Raw genomic sequence first — 17,304 nt, forward strand, 5'->3', positions numbered from 1 at the left:
ATTCCAAGGGGCCATCGGGATCGAATCATTTGAACCAGCCCTTCTCTTTAAAGCGCGTAATGGCTTCCACCCGATTCGTGACTTGAAGCTTATCCAGAATAACGGAAATGTAGTTCCGGACCGTTCCTTGCGTGATATCCAATTGACTGGAGATTTCCTTTGTGTTCTTGCCATCGGCAATGAGGCCGAGCACGTCCTTTTCCCGTGGGGTAAGCGGGTTCTCCTGACCGGAAGCATCGTCGACGAGCTCTGTCGCATAAATCCGTCTGCCCGCCATGATACTCCGAATGGAACTTGCCAATTCTTCGCTGGGGCTGTCTTTTAACAAATATCCATATGCCCCGGCCTTAATGGCCCGCTCGAAATAGCCAAACCGTGCAAAGGTCGTCAGAATCATTACCTTGCAGCCGCTTCCTTTCAGTTCCTCGGCCGCTTCGAGTCCGCTCTTCCCCGGCATTTCGATATCCATGATACAAATATCAGGCTTCAGTTGTAGAACCAGTTTGACGGCATCCTCGCCGTTGCTCGCTTGGCCCACAACCTGCATATCCTTTTCCAAATTGACCAGCGAGGCAAGTGCGCCCCGCACCATTCGTTGGTCCTCGGCTATAACGATTCGGATCATATGATGACCTCCTTATCCGGGTGTTTAACGGCGTTCGGCACTTTAATGATCACCTTCGTGCCCGGATCGATGCCCGCGGTGATTTCCATGCTGCCGTTTACGAACTCCAGCCGTTCTTTCATCCCACGCAGTCCGCTTCCTCTGGCCAAGCCCGGGTCCGTTTGGATTCCAATCCCGTTGTCGATGATCTTCATCGTCAGCTCGGTTGCAGACGACTCGATGACGATCGAGCAGACGGTGGCGCCGCTGTGTTTGACCACATTCGTCACCGCTTCTTTCAGGCACATGCTCAGCACATTTTCAACCAATAACGAGGTATTGCTGAGAATCGGGTCTCCTGCCATAACAAATTCAATCTCGGCCGCCTTAAGGATCTGCTTGATGCGGAACATTTCATCTTCGAGGCGCGTGCCGCGCATCTGTGTGACCATATCCCGCACCTCTTTCAAAGCATTTCTTGCCGTTTGACGCACATCGTTGATCTCAGCCTGCGCCTGAGCCGGGTCCGTGCTGATTAATCTGCCGGCCAAATCACTCTTCAGCCCGATAAGGGACAGCTTCTGACCCAGCGTATCATGGAGATCGCGGGCGATTCTTTGGCGCTCCTCCAGCTTCACCAGTTCGGAAATCCGCTTATTCGCATCCTCCAGCTGTATCTCAAGTTTCCCTCGCTTGTTCCGATAGTATGTGGTGACAGGCAGCAGAATCACCGCAATCAGACTGATCAGAACGATCGGTATTTGGGTAATCATGACGGGATTCTGCGTCACATATTCATAATTCACCGTAACCAACGTCGTGACGAGGTGAATCGTATACAGCGTGACGAATCCAACCCAGCGATGAATATTTCCGATAAAGAACGCAACGAACAGTGCGAAATAGACATAGCCGAAGATCAGGGTCATTGCCAGAGATATCAGAATCTGAATGGACGTCCAAAAATATAACCACCAGCCTTTGGATACAAACGACAACACATAGCAGCCGAAGAACGCCAGAATCATCAGAGTGCCGAATACCACATGAACCGTGGACGAAGAACGAAATATGAAATAAAAAGGGACAATATAAAAGATGACCCACACATACGGACTAAGTCCTGTGCTCCTGTGGAAAATTTGGTACCATTTCTGCAAGGCCGCTGCCCCCCCGATGTGCGAACGATAGTATTCCTTGTAGTTTATCATAAACGCGGGATAACAGCGCTATTCCCCTTGTATGCTTGCTCTGTTGGCTTTGATCGGTTTAGCTCCACGCTCGGTTTGCCGCCGACCAAGTTTGATCTGCTTAAAGCTGACAAATGTTTTGTTCTCCTCATCCCACAGCCGGAATTTAAGAGAGGCCAAGCTCGTCGCGAGCGTAATTGTCGTAGCCTTCTGAAGCGGCGGCGTCGAATTATGCGCTTTCTCCAAATTGTAATTGGGCACCTTCGGGCTCAAATGGTGAACATGATGGAAACCGATATTACCTGTGATCCACTGCAGCACCTTGGGCAGCTTGTAGTACGAGCTTCCTTCCACCGCTGCTTTTACGTAGCTCCATTCGTCCTCATTTTCAAAGTAGGAATCTTCAAACTGGTGCTGCACGTAAAACAGCCAAATGCCCAGCATCCCAGATACGAATAAAATCGGGAGCTGTACCATCAGAAACGCCTCCCAGCCTACCGCCCAGCACATCCCTGCATACAAGCCGACAATCGCTGCATTCGTCACATGGGTGTTGATGCGCTCCTTCCGCTTCGCTCCTTTACGGTTAAAACGGTACGAGATGACAAACACGAAGATCGGCCCGAGTCCGAGCATAACAACCGGGTGGCGATAGAAGCGGTAAGCCAGCCTCCTCGTCCATGACGCCGCGGCATATTCATCCACGGTCATCACCCACATATCGCCGATCCCCCGTTTATCCAGGTTGCTGCTCGTGGCATGATGAATGGAGTGCTCGTTCTTCCACTGCTGGTACGGAACAAGCGTCAGAATCCCCGTAATCATACCGATGATTTCATTGGCCCGCCGATTCTGAAAGAAAGAATAGTGACAGCAGTCGTGAAATATAATAAAGGTCCGAATGGCGAATCCGGAAGCAATAATGGTTATAGGAATCGTTATCCAATACGATACGGATAAGCTTAAATATGCGGCGTACCAGAGTAATAACAGAGGTCCTAGGGTTGTCACGACCTGTATGATGCTCGATTTCGTATTGCTTTTCTCATAGGGGGCCATTTCTTTTTTTAGATTGGTGACCTTGGTTTGTGTTTTCATCTGTCTTCCTCCCTGAATGAAGCATGCCGTCATACTCGGGGTATCCGAGGACGTCTTATACCTAAGTATAGAAAACCAAACCGTCACCGAGTAGTCATGAACATCAGGTAGGGAGTATGACAAACGTCATATACGGGGGTGTGAGAGACAAGCGAATAGGCACCTTAGCGAGGCTCGGAAATAATACATCTTCTCTTTCGAAGAAACAACCCGTAGGCGGGTGTCACCTCGGGCTCCATGTGAATAGGTTATAGTATTAAATTCAAATATGGAGGTTCCCCATGATTACGAATGGACATCCGTACGGGCCGTGCTGGCAGCCATGCGTGGACCCGTATGCTTATGCTTACAACCAGCGATCCTCTTATCCATACCCCCTTCCCTATACGTGGCCCCAGTACGTCTATCCGGTTCCCTACCGCACGTACTATGCATACGACACGATCGGGCAGCTCAACTCCTATCCTTATCCGTTTGCCCCCATTGCTCCGCAGCCGTTCTCCTATGATTGGAACCGGGTTGAACCTACGCCCCAAGGCTACAAATTCAAGATTAACCCTACTACCGAGAAAACAGAGCTGGCAAAGCCCGAGAATACGGCAGTCAAACCTGAGGCCGTAAAGGAAGCTCCTGTGAAAAGTGAAGCGGTAAAAAGTGAACCCGTCAAGGAAAAGGCCAAGAAAGAGGAGCCTGTGAAAAGCGAAGCCGTAAAGGGTGAGCAAAAAGCCGAATCCACAAAAGGAATTCAGATGAACACCTCCATGGAAGTCGGGGGAAAACATGGCGTTGGAGTTAGCGCCAGCGGCCAGATGGACAGCACCGGCGTCAGCACCCAAGCCGGCACGCATGTCGGCGGCGAAGCCTACGGGCTCGGCGTTCAAGGTGAAGCCGGGGTAAGTGGCAGCCATGGCCTCAGCTTCGATACCGGCGCCCAATTGGGCGGCAAGTACGGCCTGGGCGTCCACGCCGACGGTCATGTCGGCATCAACCAGGGGATCGGCTTGAATACGGAAGCCCAGCTTGGCGGAGATCACGGCGTCGGCGCCTATGTGAACAGCCAGGTCGGCGGCGGGCAGGGAGCCGGCCTCAGCGCAGGTGCGCATGTGGGCGGCGATCACGGTCTCGGGGCGCATGCCGGGGCGCAAGTTGGTGGCGGTAAAGGCGTCAGCTTTAAGGTCGGCGGCAATGTCGGCAGCCATGACGGTGAGCTCGGCCTGAACTTTGGAGGCTCCGACAAGAAAAAATCCTAACGCTTTGCGAGTATAGCGGTAAGGCCCATGGGCCTTACCGCTTTTTTTATGTGGGGTCCGGTCCTTCGCTGCTTGGTCCGGGAATGTTTTTTCGAGCGGCACGCTGTTCACGTATCCTTACGCCCGCTTGGATCGTTATTCTGGTAGGGAGATGTATCTTCGCAGCCCATTCGCTATGAACTGACTATAAAGGAGGTGTTCCCTTGATCATTGAACATGGTGCAATCATGCTGGAACTGCAGATTGACGGATTTGGCGGCCCCCAAACGATACACCCTACGCTTGTTTGGGACGGACAAGACGCGGTGCTGATCGATACCGGTACGCCCGGCCAGTGGGGGCAGATCCGGAACGAAATGGAGCGGCACGGCGTTCAGGCAGAGCAACTGCGGGCAATATTGCTGACCCATCAGGATATCGATCATATCGGCAGCCTGCCGGATATTCTGGAGGAAGCCGGATTCAGCATCAACGTATACGCCCACCCGTTGGAGAAGCCGTATATCGAAGGCGAGCTCCCACTAATGAAGGCTACAATGGAGCACATGGCCTGGCAGCTGGAAGGCTTACCGGAAGGTGAGCGCAGGCAGATTGTCTCCTTCCTGATCGCCAACCTGCCTAAGGGCAGGGTCGATCACACGCTGGAAGACGGGCAGGTGCTGCCCTATTGCGGAGGAATCGAGGTGATCTATACACCGGGACATACGCCGGGACACCTCAGTCTGTATCTGCACCGGAGCCAAACGCTGGTTGCCGGGGATGCGATGTTCAGCGTTAACGGCAAGCTGATGGGACCCCACCGCCCTTCCACGCCGGATATGGACGCGGCGGTACATTCGCTGCAGAGGTACCTGAATTACGAGATCGAGAACGTCATTTGTTATCATGGCGGATTTGCCCGCGGCGCCATTCGGGCTCAACTTGAAGCGCTGGTGGGTATGGACTGAGCCCCAGCGGCTGGAACAAAAAAGCTGCCGGGATATTCCCGGCAGCTGCCTCTGCATGTTCTATAGTGTTTATACGATCAGATGAGGCCTGACTTCTCCAGCAAACGCTGAAGGATCTCGGCCGTTTCTGCTCGGGTGATCTCTTTTTTCGGCTGCAGCTGAGCGCCAAGGCCGTTCAAGAGCTCGTTCTGAGCCGCTTCGGCCACTGCCTGGGCCGCCCAGCCCGACACAGCCTGGCTGTCTGTAAATGCGGACAATGCTTGGCTTAAGCCTTCCTGATCGGCACCGGATTTCAAGCGGGCCAGCTTACCGGCCCGGTTGAACATGACCAGCGCCTCCTCACGGGTAATCGTATGGCCGGGACGGAACGTGCCGTCGCTGTAACCGTTCACGATGCCGTACTTTTGGGCGAGCGTGACGGCCTCCGTATACCAGTCGCCCGGCTTCACATCGGCATAGCTGCTTAATTGGCCTCCGCCGGCAAGCCCTAACGCGCGGACCAGAATGGCCGCAAATTCTGCGCGGGTCACCGTACGGTCAGGATTGAATCGGCCATCCCCCGTTCCCTGCAGAATCAGGCGGGAGGCAAGGTTTTGTACGACCTCTTGGATATGCCCGCTCACATCGCTGAAGCTTGTGCTGTAGCCAACCAAGGCAAACGTACCGCCGGTTACGCTGCTCACGACCGCACTGCGGCTGCCCTTCTCTCCGGTCAACCGGGTAGGCACCGGATGCACGGTTCCGTTCTCGTCCAGCATGACTCCCATGGACACAATGCCTTCACCTGCTGCCGGAATCGGTAGGACGTGCTGCACATAAGTGCTGTACGGACTAACGTTCAAGGTTTGACCCTGGAACGAAGCTGCAATCCGAAAATCGACCGGCCCGGTCACCAGCTGCAGCCCCATCTTTTGGGCGGCTGCCTGCAGTTGTGCTGCCTTTGCCGCTTCATACCCGGCGATGGTGATCTGGACGTTCATGCCCGTAACATCACCTGAAGCTTGGAAGAGCCGGGTTAGTCTTGACGTGCCGATCTCAGAAACCGGAATCTGATAACTTCCGTTTGCGGTTTGGATCACCAGCTGACTGGCGCCGTTTTCCAGAGCCCTCAGCGATTCTGCTGTCAGCCCCACCGTCGTTGTATTTGCCGCCTGCATGACCGGAATGGTGACGGATTGTCCCGGCCCGGCCTGGCTCAGCATGGCCTGCAGCTTCGACGAATCAAGGACCGCCGTTACGGACGTCTGCCCGTTATTGGTAGAAGTCGTCGTTTGAAGCACACCATCGTAAGACTTACCGTTCACCACGATCGGCGCAGGAACGCTGGCAGCCGAATTTCCCGAAGATGCTGGCGCGGTTGAGCCGCCAGTGCTGCCGCCGCCGTTATTCGATCCGCCGCTGCCGCCCGAGCTATTGTTGCCACCGTTACTTCCACCGCCGTTAGATCCGCCGTTATTGCCGGAGCCATGATCCCCTCCGCCGGAGCCGTTATCTCCTCCTCCGCCGTTTCCGTTATCGCCGCCGCCACCCGGAGGAGTTACCGGCGCCCATACCGCATAGAGCGTTATATTTTCCGAGCCGACCGAAATGGTGTCGCCTTCCTTATACAGCGTGCCGCTTCCGTCCGAATGCCGGCTCCACCCGGCAAAATCGTACCCATCCTTCTTAAGGCCGCCGGAGTTCCCCTGAACAGTTACGCTATCCTCAGTACCATAAGCTTGTTCGTCCACAGGGACTTCGCCTTCTGTGCTGCCATTACCGTTGTAGGTCACTGTGTACTGGCCATGACCGGGATCGGAGGGATTCTCGTCCGAGACCGTTACCGGGCTGAAGCGGATCGCCTGGTTGCTTTCGATCATGGACATGCGATGCGAATAGAGGAGGTAATTTAGGGACAAGCCCTGAGCGGCTTGAATGCCGATCGTTGAAGCCTCGCCGTCATCGTATTCGCGGTTTTCTATCGTGATGTTCGGATACTGATATTGCACATCCCCATTTTCGAATAAAATCGCCTGGAACGTAATCGGGGCATCGGCGTTATAAAAATACATATTGTTCCATTGGACGATAAACTTCCGGTCCCCTTCCTCCCCGATCGTTTTCGTCAGGATTTTGGAACTGGGATCGTTAGAATTCAGCCTCAGACCGGATACATAGGCCTGCAGTGCAGGCGGTGCATCTACATCTGGATAATTCTCTGGACCCGGAGTGGAATAATTGTCAAAATAAATTCCTCCGTTGATATCGATCCAGATCTGGCCATGCTTCTCCCCATAAAACGGAAATTCGAACGGAAGTTCGACCTCCTTGGACGTATTGGACGTTTGTCCGCCGAAATCGACCGTCTGTCCATCGGCCGCATTCAAGCTGTCGTCCATCCCATTCAGTTGTTCTACGGTGTACGGGACAAGTGGATCAGCGTCTACTTCAAAATAAGTATGGATCTGGTTGCCCTCGAGCAGCGTTTTACTTGGGAAACGGTTCACCCCGGTAACCGGCTTCACCAGAGCCGATCCATAAGGGTCACCGTCAACTGTGGCCTCGACGAGGTAAGGTCCGCCCTTCGGCAGGTTTACCTTATAATGGACCGTATGTGTTTCTTCATCGTATTTAAATCCTTCATCACCTTCGCCTACGGAGGTCCCGAGGCTGTCTCCGCTCGCCACCAGCACTCTCAGGTCGTCCACCGATCCGGGTTCAACGGGGATATCCCCTTCGACGGTCGCCATTGGGCTCCACGTATAATCGACGCTGTCCACAATCTCTTCGCTGTTTTCATTGCCGGGAACCGCCGCCACACTTGTGCTATCCCCTTGCGGTACATCGGAGCTAATCGATTCGATACCGATTCCAGGCAAACCTCCAGGCTCCCCGGAGTTCCCGGGAATCGGATCGGCTTGCCCCGCATCTCCGGTTTCACTTTCGCCGCTTTCACTTCCGCCAGTGCCGCCAGAGGTCTCAGGGGATGCTCCCTCCCCTTCCGAACCGCTGACGTTCATTTTAATCGTCTCCACCCGGAACGTAATTGGATGCGGGTCATCCAGATCCACGTGCGGAATCCATGGATTTTCGTACGGATTAATGGAAATGACGAAAGGCTCATTCGGCGGGTTCGCGCTGGTCTCCTCGTGCAAAAGGTCTTCCTGATCGTTATAGGAGCTAACCCTCAGCTTGTATCCCTCACCATAATCGTTGTCGCTAACATAAAAAACAAACGGGTCCTCCTGCGGCTCCACTGCAATTTCGGCAAATGCCGCCACCGGGTACAGCTGCTGCAGGCCGAACATAAGCACGGCTCCCAGACTTAGCTTTCTTAATCGGTGCATTTCCTATCTCTCCTTGCTCTTTCAGATATGAAAATTGTCCCAACACCAAGCCGGCATGAGTCTTTCCGTCTAGGTCTTTTGAATCGGGATCAAAAAGGCATCCCTATCGTAGCAAGGCAAACAGGCACCAACAATTAACGAAAGTTAACTGGGCCGCCAAAATTCGATATTTTTTTCTATCCGGTCGTACCCCCATTCTAAACACTATCCATTTCCGTAACCCGTACCATTTTACAGACGCCAAAAGGCATTCCCTGGCCGATATTTAGCCTCAAGGAATGCCTTTGATTAAGGAGCATGTAGGTTAGAAAAACAAAGGAGTGCAAAAAAGTCCGCTCAATGACAGCCGGTTGTCAAACGATGCGATGCATCCGATCACAGCAACGCCGGAATGAAACGCAGCCTCTTTTATAGCCTAAGAGCTAGCCAATCAATCCACCGCTATCATCTGCGGCTATGATACGCGACTATTCCTGCTGGAGTCCCTTCATAAACTGCACGATCTTGTCGTTCAGGCCAGGGAGACCTTCGTGGCCGAAATCCGGATAGATTTCAAGCTTCACAGGCGACTTCATTTTGTTAATGGCGGCGAACTGGGTCGATGGCGGGCAGATCGTGTCCATCAGTCCTACGCCAACCATGACGTCGGCCTCAATGCGCGAAGCCAGGTTCTGGATGTCAATATAGCCAAGCTTGGTGAAAATTTCGTCTTCGCGCTGATGCTGCGGGTCGAACTTGCGGAAATAGGTACGGAGTTCCTCGTACGCATGAACGCTGAGATCCATCTCCCATACCCGCTTATAATCGCTCAGGAACGGATATACCGGGGCCGCCTTCTTGATTCTCGGCTCCAGCGCGGCGCACGCAATCGTCAGTGCTCCGCCCTGTGACCAGCCCGTCGCCCCCACGCGGTCTGCGTCGACCTCCGGGAAGCCCATCACGATCGCCGCCAGCTGTGCGGTGTCCAGGAACACGTCACGGAAAAGCAGCTTGTGCGGGTCCTTGTCGCTTAGGCCGCGGATAATATGTCCATGGTGCGTGTTGCCGACCACACCGCCCTTATCCTCGGACAAGCCGCCTTGGCCGCGGACGTCCAGCGATGCGATGGAGAAACCCATCGCCGGGTAGACCATTTTATCCATCCAATCCCCGCTGTCTCCCGTATAACCGTGAAATTGCAGCACGGCCGGGTGAGGCTGGGCGGCCCCTTTTGGCCTGGCGTACTTGGCATGAATTCTCGCGCCGTTCACCCCGGTGAAATACAGCGAAAAGCATTCGGCAAACGGCACTTCAAAATCCGCTGGAACGAGTTCCACCTGCGGATCAACAGCCCGCATTTCTTCCAGTGCCTGCGACCAGTATGTATCAAAATCATCCGGCTTCGGATTTCTTCCTTCATACTGCTTCAACTGGGACAGCGGCATATCTACGAGTGGCACAATCATCAACCTTTCTTTGTTTACAAAGTCAATTTAGTAATTTTTAATCTTACTTACATTCGCCCGTTACCGTTTTATTTCCTGCCCGTGCCTGCAACCAATAAGAAGCTATCCTCGACAAGGTTTGCTAACCCATCCATAACAAGTTTTTTTCCATTGCGCTCGCCTTGCTCACTCAACTACCTTACCATTTTTCTCATAACCCCGATAAGGTGAAAAAAAGCAGCAGCTGTGCTACAATATTTGGGTTATAGTTGCAGGTGGCAATTCATTTAGGGGGTACACGACTCGTCATGCTTATTATTGGTATCGCCGGCGGCACTGGCTCCGGCAAAACGACGGTGGCCCGTTCGGTCATCGATCGTCTCGGTTCGGGAAAGGTCACCTTCATTTCCCAGGACAATTATTACAAGGACAACCCTCATCTTAGCCTGGCGGAACGGGAGCTGATCAACTATGATCATCCGTTCGCCTTTGATAATGAACTACTTATTGAGCATTTGAGCCAGTTAAAAGAAGGCCAAACCGCTTACGCGCCGGTGTACGACTTTACGGTTCACGCCCGCTCCTCAGTCGACAAGGTGGAGCTGACGCCGAACAATATCGTCATCATCGAAGGCCTTCACGTCCTCTCGGACGAGAAGCTGCGCGAGATGCTCGACATCAAGGTGTTCGTCGACACCGATCCGGACGTCCGCATTCTGCGCCGCGTCCTGCGCGACATTGAGGAACGCGGACGCAGCATCCAGTCGATTCACCAGCAGTACCTGGCGACGGTAAAGCCGATGCACGAGGCCTTTATCGAGCCATCCAAAAAATACGCCGACCTCATCATTCCCGAAGGCGGGGAAAACGAAGTCGGCATTCAGCTGCTGTCGATCCTGACGGAGAAGTTCCTGACGGGCGACCGGAACTGGTCGGACATCTAAACTCGGCTTGAGCGGTTTATAGAACCGTTGATTCCCAGCGGGCAGCGAACAATAAACCGGACAAGCCAATGCAGCCTTTCGCAATCGTGTGCGAAGGGCTGTTTTCTATGCACGAAAGGATCATCCCGCGCTCGAAACGGATCTCAGTCCCTCTTCTTCCGCGTTCCATGCGGCTCCTTCTTCAAGGAGTACGCGCTGTGCTGGATAGGCGAGGCGAATTCCCTCTTCTTCCAGCACCTTCATCACTGCAAGATTTACCTCCTGCCGTACTGCCAAATGCTCCGCCCACACGGTCGTTTTCGTAAAAAAATAAAAGAAAAGGCCCAAGCTGCTTTGCTGAAATTCCGTAAACTTGACTAGAATCGTCGTCTGATCGATTTTATCATTTTCCCTTAGGCCCGTCTCGATCCGTTCGACCGCAGCGGCCAGCCGTTCCCTGTCCGAATCAAGCGCCACGCCGAGCGTAAAGGTAACCCTGCGCTTGCCCATGCGGCTCCAATTCGTGATCGGCTGATCCGCCAGCGCTGCATTCGGTACTGTCACGACTGCATCTGCAAAGGTACGGATTTTCGTGCTCCTGAAGGTGATATCCTCGACGAATCCTTCCACGCTGGGGGTCAGGATCCAATCCCCCTTCGAGAAGGGCTTCTCCAATATAATGACGATCCCCCCAAAAATATTGCCGAGCGTATCCTTTGCAGCCAGGGCGATCGCCAGACTGCCGAGCCCCATGCCTGCGACCAGGCCGTTGATGCTGAATCCCCACTCTGTACCGATCAGCGTAATGGTCAGGGCGATCACGACAAACCGCAGCACTTTGGACATAAAGGGAATCAGCATGCTCGAATCATCCAGCCGGATCTTCTTGCTCAGCTGCTCCAATAAAAATGAAGACCGATTGGACAGAGTGAGCAGGCTCCATCCAATCAGCAGGATGACCGCGCTGCGAAAAAGTCCGTCCAACGCAATGGCGGTCTCCCAACGGACGGAAAACAAATATTTTAATCCCAGATACACCCCAAGGACGACAACAAACAACCGGAGCGGTTTCTCAAGCGCCTCTTCCCACAACAGCGTCCGTTCCTTCTCCCGGTTTTTCCTGTTTACCAGCGAAAACACGTACCGGACCAGAAACCGGTTCAGCAGCACGAAAATGGCCATGATTCCGGCAGAAACCAGCACATCCATCCATCTGACACGGCCGATCACATCCTGCAGCCACGTCCATATACTCAAATAGACACCCCCCAGAAAATTGACCTATATTATAACATTTTGGCGTTTCCTGTGTCTAAACACCAAGCCCAAAATGGAAGTTGTTAAATCATGCCAGAACCAAAAAGGCCCCGCCTCACGGGACCTTACAACGTCTATATTCGCCGCCCTATTTCCGGGTCAGCTCTCGAATCAGCCGGAAAGCCGACCTGAAGCGCGGCCGTCTTAGGTACTCCTGAATATAGCCGTAATGGGTCAGTTCCACGCCCGCATCCTTCAAAGCGTACGCAAAATCGTCATCAAAGGGCAGCCGGAACTCCCACACCCGCTTCTCCCACTGCGGAATGTTGGCCAGCATCCACGCATCCTCCGCGCCGGGATGAATGTAGGTCTCTGATACCCCTTCCGGCAGGGCGTACAGCTTGGCGATGATCGACCGTTTGAAGCTGTCATACGTTTCCCCTTCCACCAATCCGAAGGGATGGGACAGCAAATAATCCGGGATTGGCACCCCGAAGGTGTCCGCCAGCGCCGCCGCTTTGGCTACTGGGCGTTCAATGCCGCTCAGCGAACGAAGGAGCGGGTCATCGGGGTGGATGTAGCGGAAAAAGCGGGAAGGCAGGCCCCAGCGTGAAATTTTCCAAAAGGTCTGGGGCAGCAGGCTGCGCCCCGTCTCCATACCGTACAGGCTGCCCATGTGGTTGTCGACATGGCTGATACGGATGCCGGCCTGCTTGACCCGTTCGTACTGGGCGTCGATCTCCTTCACGACGGCGCCCGTCTCTGCGCCCAGCTCAAATTCCCTGACCGTCCGGTACTGCTTGCCTTCAGCGTCATGCAGCGACGGGTGCCCGGTCAGACTGCTCCAGCGCAGGGCGTCGAACTCGCTCGTCAGGGTCAGGTGCAGCCCCACATTAGGCTGCTGCCGGCGCGCAGCCCAGTCGGCCGCCTCTTCAAAACCGGGCGCCACCGCCATGATCGTCGCCGAGGAGACCTTGCCCTCCTCGAGCAGATGCATGATGGCCCGGTTCATCGCTGGGCTCTGCCCGAAATCGTCACAGTTGATGATGAGCCTCTTGGCCATGCTTCACCTCTCCTTTCCCCGTCATATGAAAATCAAACCGGGCCATAAAAGATATCACAACCGATATGACCAATAAACACAATGGCACGACACTGATCAGGTAACGAAACGTCGCTTCCGGATTCGATCCCGGATTGTCACCGCTTTCATAACCAAAGATCAGGCCGACCACGTAAAAAGCCAGCGCCGAAATCAGCCCGCTTGACCGGGTAATGAACCCGCTGACTGCCGTATAAATGCCCTCGCGCCGCCGTCCGGTCCGCTCCGCATCCTCGTCGATAATACGTCCGCTGACCATCGCCGGCGTGACGAGGAAACCGGCCAAACCAAAACCTACCGCGATGCCGGCCGCCACGCCGCTCACCAGGTTGTAACCGAACCAGAGCGGAACGACCGACAGACCGTACAGGATGAGCGACAGCCGCCAGGCTTTCACGCCGTCCATCCGGCGGACGATCCAGTACCATACGCCCACGAGCGGAATGACGGACACAAACACGGCTGCCAGCAGAATCGACACCTGGCCCTCCGAAATCCGCAGCACGTATTTGGCGTAGAACGGGATCATGGAGCTGACCAGTCCGTTCACGGTCTGGGCAAACGAGTTGGAAATGTTGAAGACCCAAAACTTCTTGTTGCTCAGTGTTTCCTTAAAGGCGGCGGCCAGCTTCATCGGCTCCGGCCTGTCAGAGTCCCGCTGCTCCCGCACGCTAAGCATGCAGATGAGCATGCAGATGCCGAACACGAAAGCATACACGATCGCCATATTGGAGAAGTTGATCGCCGCGTAAATGATAGGCGTCAGGGCAGTGGCGATGAGAAGGGCCAGCACCTGATAGCCCTGCTGGATGGCGGAGGCTTTGGCCCGGATCCGGTCGCCGCGGAACAGCTCGGGAAACAGCGCCCCGTAGTTGACCCACAGAACGGTCGCTACCGCCTCATACAGCACCAGCGTCACCAGAAACCAGGTGAACAGCCCGTTTTGCGATAATCCTCCCGGCGGGGAGAAGACCAACACGAAGGTAAGCATAAACAGCGGAATGGAGGCAAACACCCACGGCCTGCGCCGGCCGTAGCGCGTCTCGGTCCGGTCCGACCAATAGCCGAACAGCGGATTGTTCACCGCATCCCAGATCAGGAAAATGGTTCTGGCGAGCGTGGCGAGCCCGACGCCGAGTCCCAGCTTTTCCACGTAAAAATAGCTGTAAAACGAACTGAATGCCTGACTCGGAACCATCATCGCAAACATCCCCAGCGCAAAGGCGTACGGCGAATTTACCCATCGGCGCGCCATGTGTATTCCTCCCCTACGAGAATAGGCTTCTTGGCCTAAGGCCTTACTGAAATACTATTCAACAAATGGCTGATTTTACCTTTGCGGAGCAGCAAAAAACCATTTTTAACCAACCCTCTGGATGTTAAAGCGTTCTATATCATAAGCTATCATTTGGATCAGCAGGTCATCCTAAGCTTTGTCGCCATGCAGTTCACCTATGACAAGCAAAAAGACAATTATCTACCAGGAGGGATACCAATGGCATTGGTCGTTGGAGCGGTCATCGTACTCGCTGCGTTAAGCTTAGCCTTTGAGCTCAGCAGGGGGAAATCGGCGAAAAGAAAATACATGGTGTGGGGAATCACGACGATGCTGCCGATCGCATTTGTATTTTCGTGGCTCGTTGCGTTGATATACGGGGACTGGATCGCCCATGACGGGTTCGCTGCCATCGGCCTCATGATGCTCCTGATTCCGCTGTTCTTTTTGACCGGGGTGATTCTTTTGCTGGTCGGTCTCTTTACCAAGGAGAAGCAAAGCTAGATAACAAGCTGTTATCCTTCCTCATTAGGATACATTCGCAATAAGTACAATTGCCAAGACATCCCGTGCTAAAACAAAAATACTCCGGCTCTACCACGTAGAGCCGGAGTGCGATGAACAACTATACATTTTTCACAAACATCAATCTCGGCCACCCGGCGCAGCCATCCCCTGCTGGTCTACCCCACCGCCTCGGCTTTCTTGGACATGTTGCGCTGCGCAGTGATGAGGTTGTAGTAGATCCCTCTTTTAGCCACAAGCTCGGCGTGCGTGCCGATTTCGGCAATCTCGCCCTTGTCGAGGACGATCAGCCGGTCGGCATGCCGCAGCGTAGACAGGCGATGCGCGATCGCCAGCGTCGTCCGGTTGCGCGTGACCCGCTGCAGCGCCTCCTGGATGGCGCTCTCCGTATCGATATCGAGCGAGGCCGTCGCCTCGTCGAGGATCAGGATCCGCGGGTCGTTCAGCACCGCCCGGGCAATCGCCAGCCGCTGCCGCTCTCCGCCGGACAGGTTGCCGCCGTTCTCCTCCAGGCGTGTATCATAGCCGTCCGGCAGGCGCAGGATAAAATCATGCGCATTGGCGATCTTCGCCGCCTCAAGCACTTCCTCGTACGTCGCTTCCGGCTTCGAGTACCGAATATTGTCCAGGATCGTGCCGCTGAACAGAAATGTCTCCTGCAGCACGACGCCGATCTGCGAGCGCAGATGCGCCTGCTCGATCCGGCGGATGTCCACTCCGTCGATGAGGATCTCGCCTTCATTTACGTCATAGAACCGGGAGACGAGGTTGATCAGCGTCGACTTCCCTGACCCGGAATGTCCAACCAGACCGATCATTTCCCCCGGCTTGATCTCCACATTAATTTCCTTCAGCACCGGCTCATACGATTTGTAGCCGAATATCACATTCCGGAACGTAATCGTTCCCTGAATCGAATGCTTGACTGACGCCTCGGAATCCATCACCTCCGGCTGCTCATCGATCACCGAGAAGATGCGGTCCACCGAAATAATGGCATTGGACAGCCATCGCGGCATGAACATCAGCCACGCAATCGGACCGTATATCATCCCGGCGTAGCCGCTGAATTGCACCAGCTCCCCAAGGGACATCTGCTTGCCAAGAATCATATTGCATCCGATGAGGAGCACGAGATACTGCCCCATCTGGATCAAATAGTTCGAGATCGGCGACAGGATACTGAATACTTTCTCGGTCTGGATAGTCGCCGCAGCAAACTCGGCATTGTACTGTTTGAACCGCTTCACCTCGCGCTCCTCCTTGCCGAACGCCTTGACGACGCGGATCCCGCTCAGCACGTCATGCAGGAAGGAGTTCGCCTTGTCGTACACCCTCCACTGCTTGCGGAACAGCTTCCACAGCACGCCTTTCCAAATATACCGCTGGATGTAGGCGACGAGCGGCGCCGGCAGCAGCACAACGCAAGCCAGGCGCCAATCGGCTGAAAAGAGCAGCACGCTCGCGGACACGAGAATAATGAGCTGAAAGACAGCCGTCGTAAACAGCTCCTGAACCAGATTGCGGATCCGGTCCGTATCCGAGGTGACCCGGTTCATGATGTCCCCTGCCCGCTGCGTGGTCAGAAATCCGAGGGACAAGCTCTGAATCCGCTCATAGACCAGCTTGCGCAGGTCGGCCGCGATTTGCGAGCTGACCCCCGCCATGATCCGCCCTTTGATGATCCCGAGCCCCTCTCCGCCGACAAGGACGAAGAGCAGGCCGAGAATGGCCCAGATGAACACGGGAACGCTCGGTGATTGGCCGGGAGGAGGCTGCAGCGAGGAATTCACCAGCAGCTTTTGAAAGTAAGGGCCGGCCATCGATATGGCGGACGCCGCTAATGTCACTGCAAGCCCGATCGCGAAGGTTTTTTTGTGATTCATCGCCACCGAGACCAGCCGCTTGAAAGCAGCTGCCTTGTTCATGCACTTCGGGCACACCCTCGTTCCGGGAATGAGCGAACCGCCGCAGCTGGCGCAGACCGGCTCCTCTTCATCGTTGTATATTCGAATTGTCCGCTGCCTGGACAGATCATTCAGAATCTGGGCGATATAACCGTACCTCGCTGCGTGCTTCATGGACAGCCTCGTAAGAATAAATTTAGTGCCGGCCTCGTCCCCTTCCAGCACGGCGCTGCCGATCAGCGGCACCACCTTGTATTCCTTCGCGTCGGTAATCAGACGGCTGTCGACCACACGGCCCTCCAGCAGCAGGGCCCATTTCTGCTCTCCAATTACGAAATAACCTTCCGTCCGCTGCCCGCCCAGCGTCAAATCGACAGGCACGCAGTAACGGATATGCTCCCCCACAGCCTGCGAGGCGGCCTCCAGCTCGCGCTCCGGCAGTGTAAAATTAAGGTTCATGAATACCTCCGTCCTT

Annotated in this window: 13 protein-coding genes; 4 read left to right on the forward strand and 9 right to left on the reverse strand. The window is 54.7% G+C overall.

Annotated features, from left to right (window positions below):
* Window positions 1–25: 25 nt before the first annotated feature.
* From IAE55_RS25185 to IAE55_RS25195, 3 genes are all read right to left on the reverse strand, one after another.
* Complete coding sequence (locus IAE55_RS25185) at window positions 26–625, reverse strand: response regulator transcription factor (RefSeq protein WP_105445189.1); 600 nt, start codon at window positions 623–625, stop codon at window positions 26–28.
* A complete protein-coding gene (locus IAE55_RS25190; protein ID WP_105445188.1) occupies window positions 622–1,764 on the reverse strand; it encodes a sensor histidine kinase in 1,143 nt (380 codons plus the stop codon). The genes IAE55_RS25185 and IAE55_RS25190 overlap by 4 nt, the downstream gene beginning before the upstream one ends.
* Window positions 1,765–1,833: 69 nt before the next feature.
* Window positions 1,834–2,892 (reverse strand): fatty acid desaturase, encoded by a 1,059-nt coding sequence (locus tag IAE55_RS25195; RefSeq protein ID WP_200634219.1) that lies wholly within the window; start codon window positions 2,890–2,892, stop codon window positions 1,834–1,836.
* Window positions 2,893–3,173: 281 nt separating this feature from the next.
* Between IAE55_RS25195 and IAE55_RS25200 the strand changes: the two genes are divergently transcribed.
* Window positions 3,174–4,142 (forward strand): hypothetical protein, encoded by a 969-nt coding sequence (locus IAE55_RS25200; RefSeq protein WP_200634220.1) that lies wholly within the window; start codon window positions 3,174–3,176, stop codon window positions 4,140–4,142.
* A gap of 203 nt (window positions 4,143–4,345) precedes the next feature.
* On the forward strand, window positions 4,346–5,089 hold the full coding sequence (locus IAE55_RS25205) for an MBL fold metallo-hydrolase (protein ID WP_442793352.1): 744 nt from the start codon (window positions 4,346–4,348) through the stop codon (window positions 5,087–5,089).
* Window positions 5,090–5,166: 77 nt separating this feature from the next.
* Here IAE55_RS25205 and IAE55_RS34150 read toward each other — a convergent pair whose 3' ends face one another.
* Both IAE55_RS34150 and IAE55_RS25215 read right to left on the reverse strand, forming a co-directional pair.
* Window positions 5,167–8,415: an S-layer homology domain-containing protein gene (locus tag IAE55_RS34150; RefSeq protein ID WP_200634221.1), complete on the reverse strand. Its 3,249-nt coding sequence runs from the start codon at window positions 8,413–8,415 to the stop codon at window positions 5,167–5,169.
* A gap of 467 nt (window positions 8,416–8,882) precedes the next feature.
* Entirely contained in the window at window positions 8,883–9,854 is a 972-nt protein-coding gene (locus tag IAE55_RS25215; protein ID WP_145139360.1) for an acetylxylan esterase, read from the reverse strand.
* Window positions 9,855–10,147: 293 nt separating this feature from the next.
* On the opposite strand from IAE55_RS25215, the gene udk reads away from it, so the two are divergent.
* Window positions 10,148–10,783 carry a uridine kinase gene (udk, locus tag IAE55_RS25220; protein ID WP_089549327.1) on the forward strand — a complete coding sequence of 212 codons (636 nt, stop codon included), beginning with the start codon at window positions 10,148–10,150 and terminating at the stop codon, window positions 10,781–10,783.
* A gap of 120 nt (window positions 10,784–10,903) precedes the next feature.
* Here the strand turns inward: udk and IAE55_RS25225 are convergent, their stop codons facing one another.
* The 3 genes from IAE55_RS25225 to IAE55_RS25235 form a co-directional block, all read right to left on the reverse strand.
* Window positions 10,904–12,019 (reverse strand): mechanosensitive ion channel family protein, encoded by a 1,116-nt coding sequence (locus IAE55_RS25225; RefSeq protein ID WP_234489854.1) that lies wholly within the window; start codon window positions 12,017–12,019, stop codon window positions 10,904–10,906.
* A gap of 148 nt (window positions 12,020–12,167) precedes the next feature.
* Window positions 12,168–13,082, reverse strand: a complete 915-nt coding sequence (locus tag IAE55_RS25230) for a polysaccharide deacetylase family protein (protein ID WP_145161849.1) — start codon at window positions 13,080–13,082, stop codon at window positions 12,168–12,170.
* Window positions 13,054–14,376 (reverse strand): MFS transporter, encoded by a 1,323-nt coding sequence (locus tag IAE55_RS25235; RefSeq protein ID WP_145161852.1) that lies wholly within the window; start codon window positions 14,374–14,376, stop codon window positions 13,054–13,056. The genes IAE55_RS25230 and IAE55_RS25235 overlap by 29 nt, the downstream gene beginning before the upstream one ends.
* Before the next feature lie 240 nt (window positions 14,377–14,616).
* On the opposite strand from IAE55_RS25235, the gene IAE55_RS25240 reads away from it, so the two are divergent.
* On the forward strand, window positions 14,617–14,901 hold the full coding sequence (locus IAE55_RS25240; protein ID WP_105445183.1) for a hypothetical protein: 285 nt from the start codon (window positions 14,617–14,619) through the stop codon (window positions 14,899–14,901).
* A 179-nt stretch (window positions 14,902–15,080) separates the two neighbouring features.
* Here the strand turns inward: IAE55_RS25240 and IAE55_RS25245 are convergent, their stop codons facing one another.
* The gene (locus IAE55_RS25245) at window positions 15,081–17,288 is read right to left on the reverse strand and encodes an ABC transporter ATP-binding protein (RefSeq protein ID WP_145161855.1); all 2,208 of its coding nucleotides are present in this window, start codon (window positions 17,286–17,288) and stop codon (window positions 15,081–15,083) included.
* Between the last annotated feature and the right edge of the window lie 16 nt (window positions 17,289–17,304).

This window comes from Paenibacillus sp. S28 (assembly GCF_016624415.1).
GTDB classification, from domain to species: Bacteria; Bacillota; Bacilli; order Paenibacillales; family Paenibacillaceae; genus Paenibacillus_AQ; species Paenibacillus_AQ favisporus.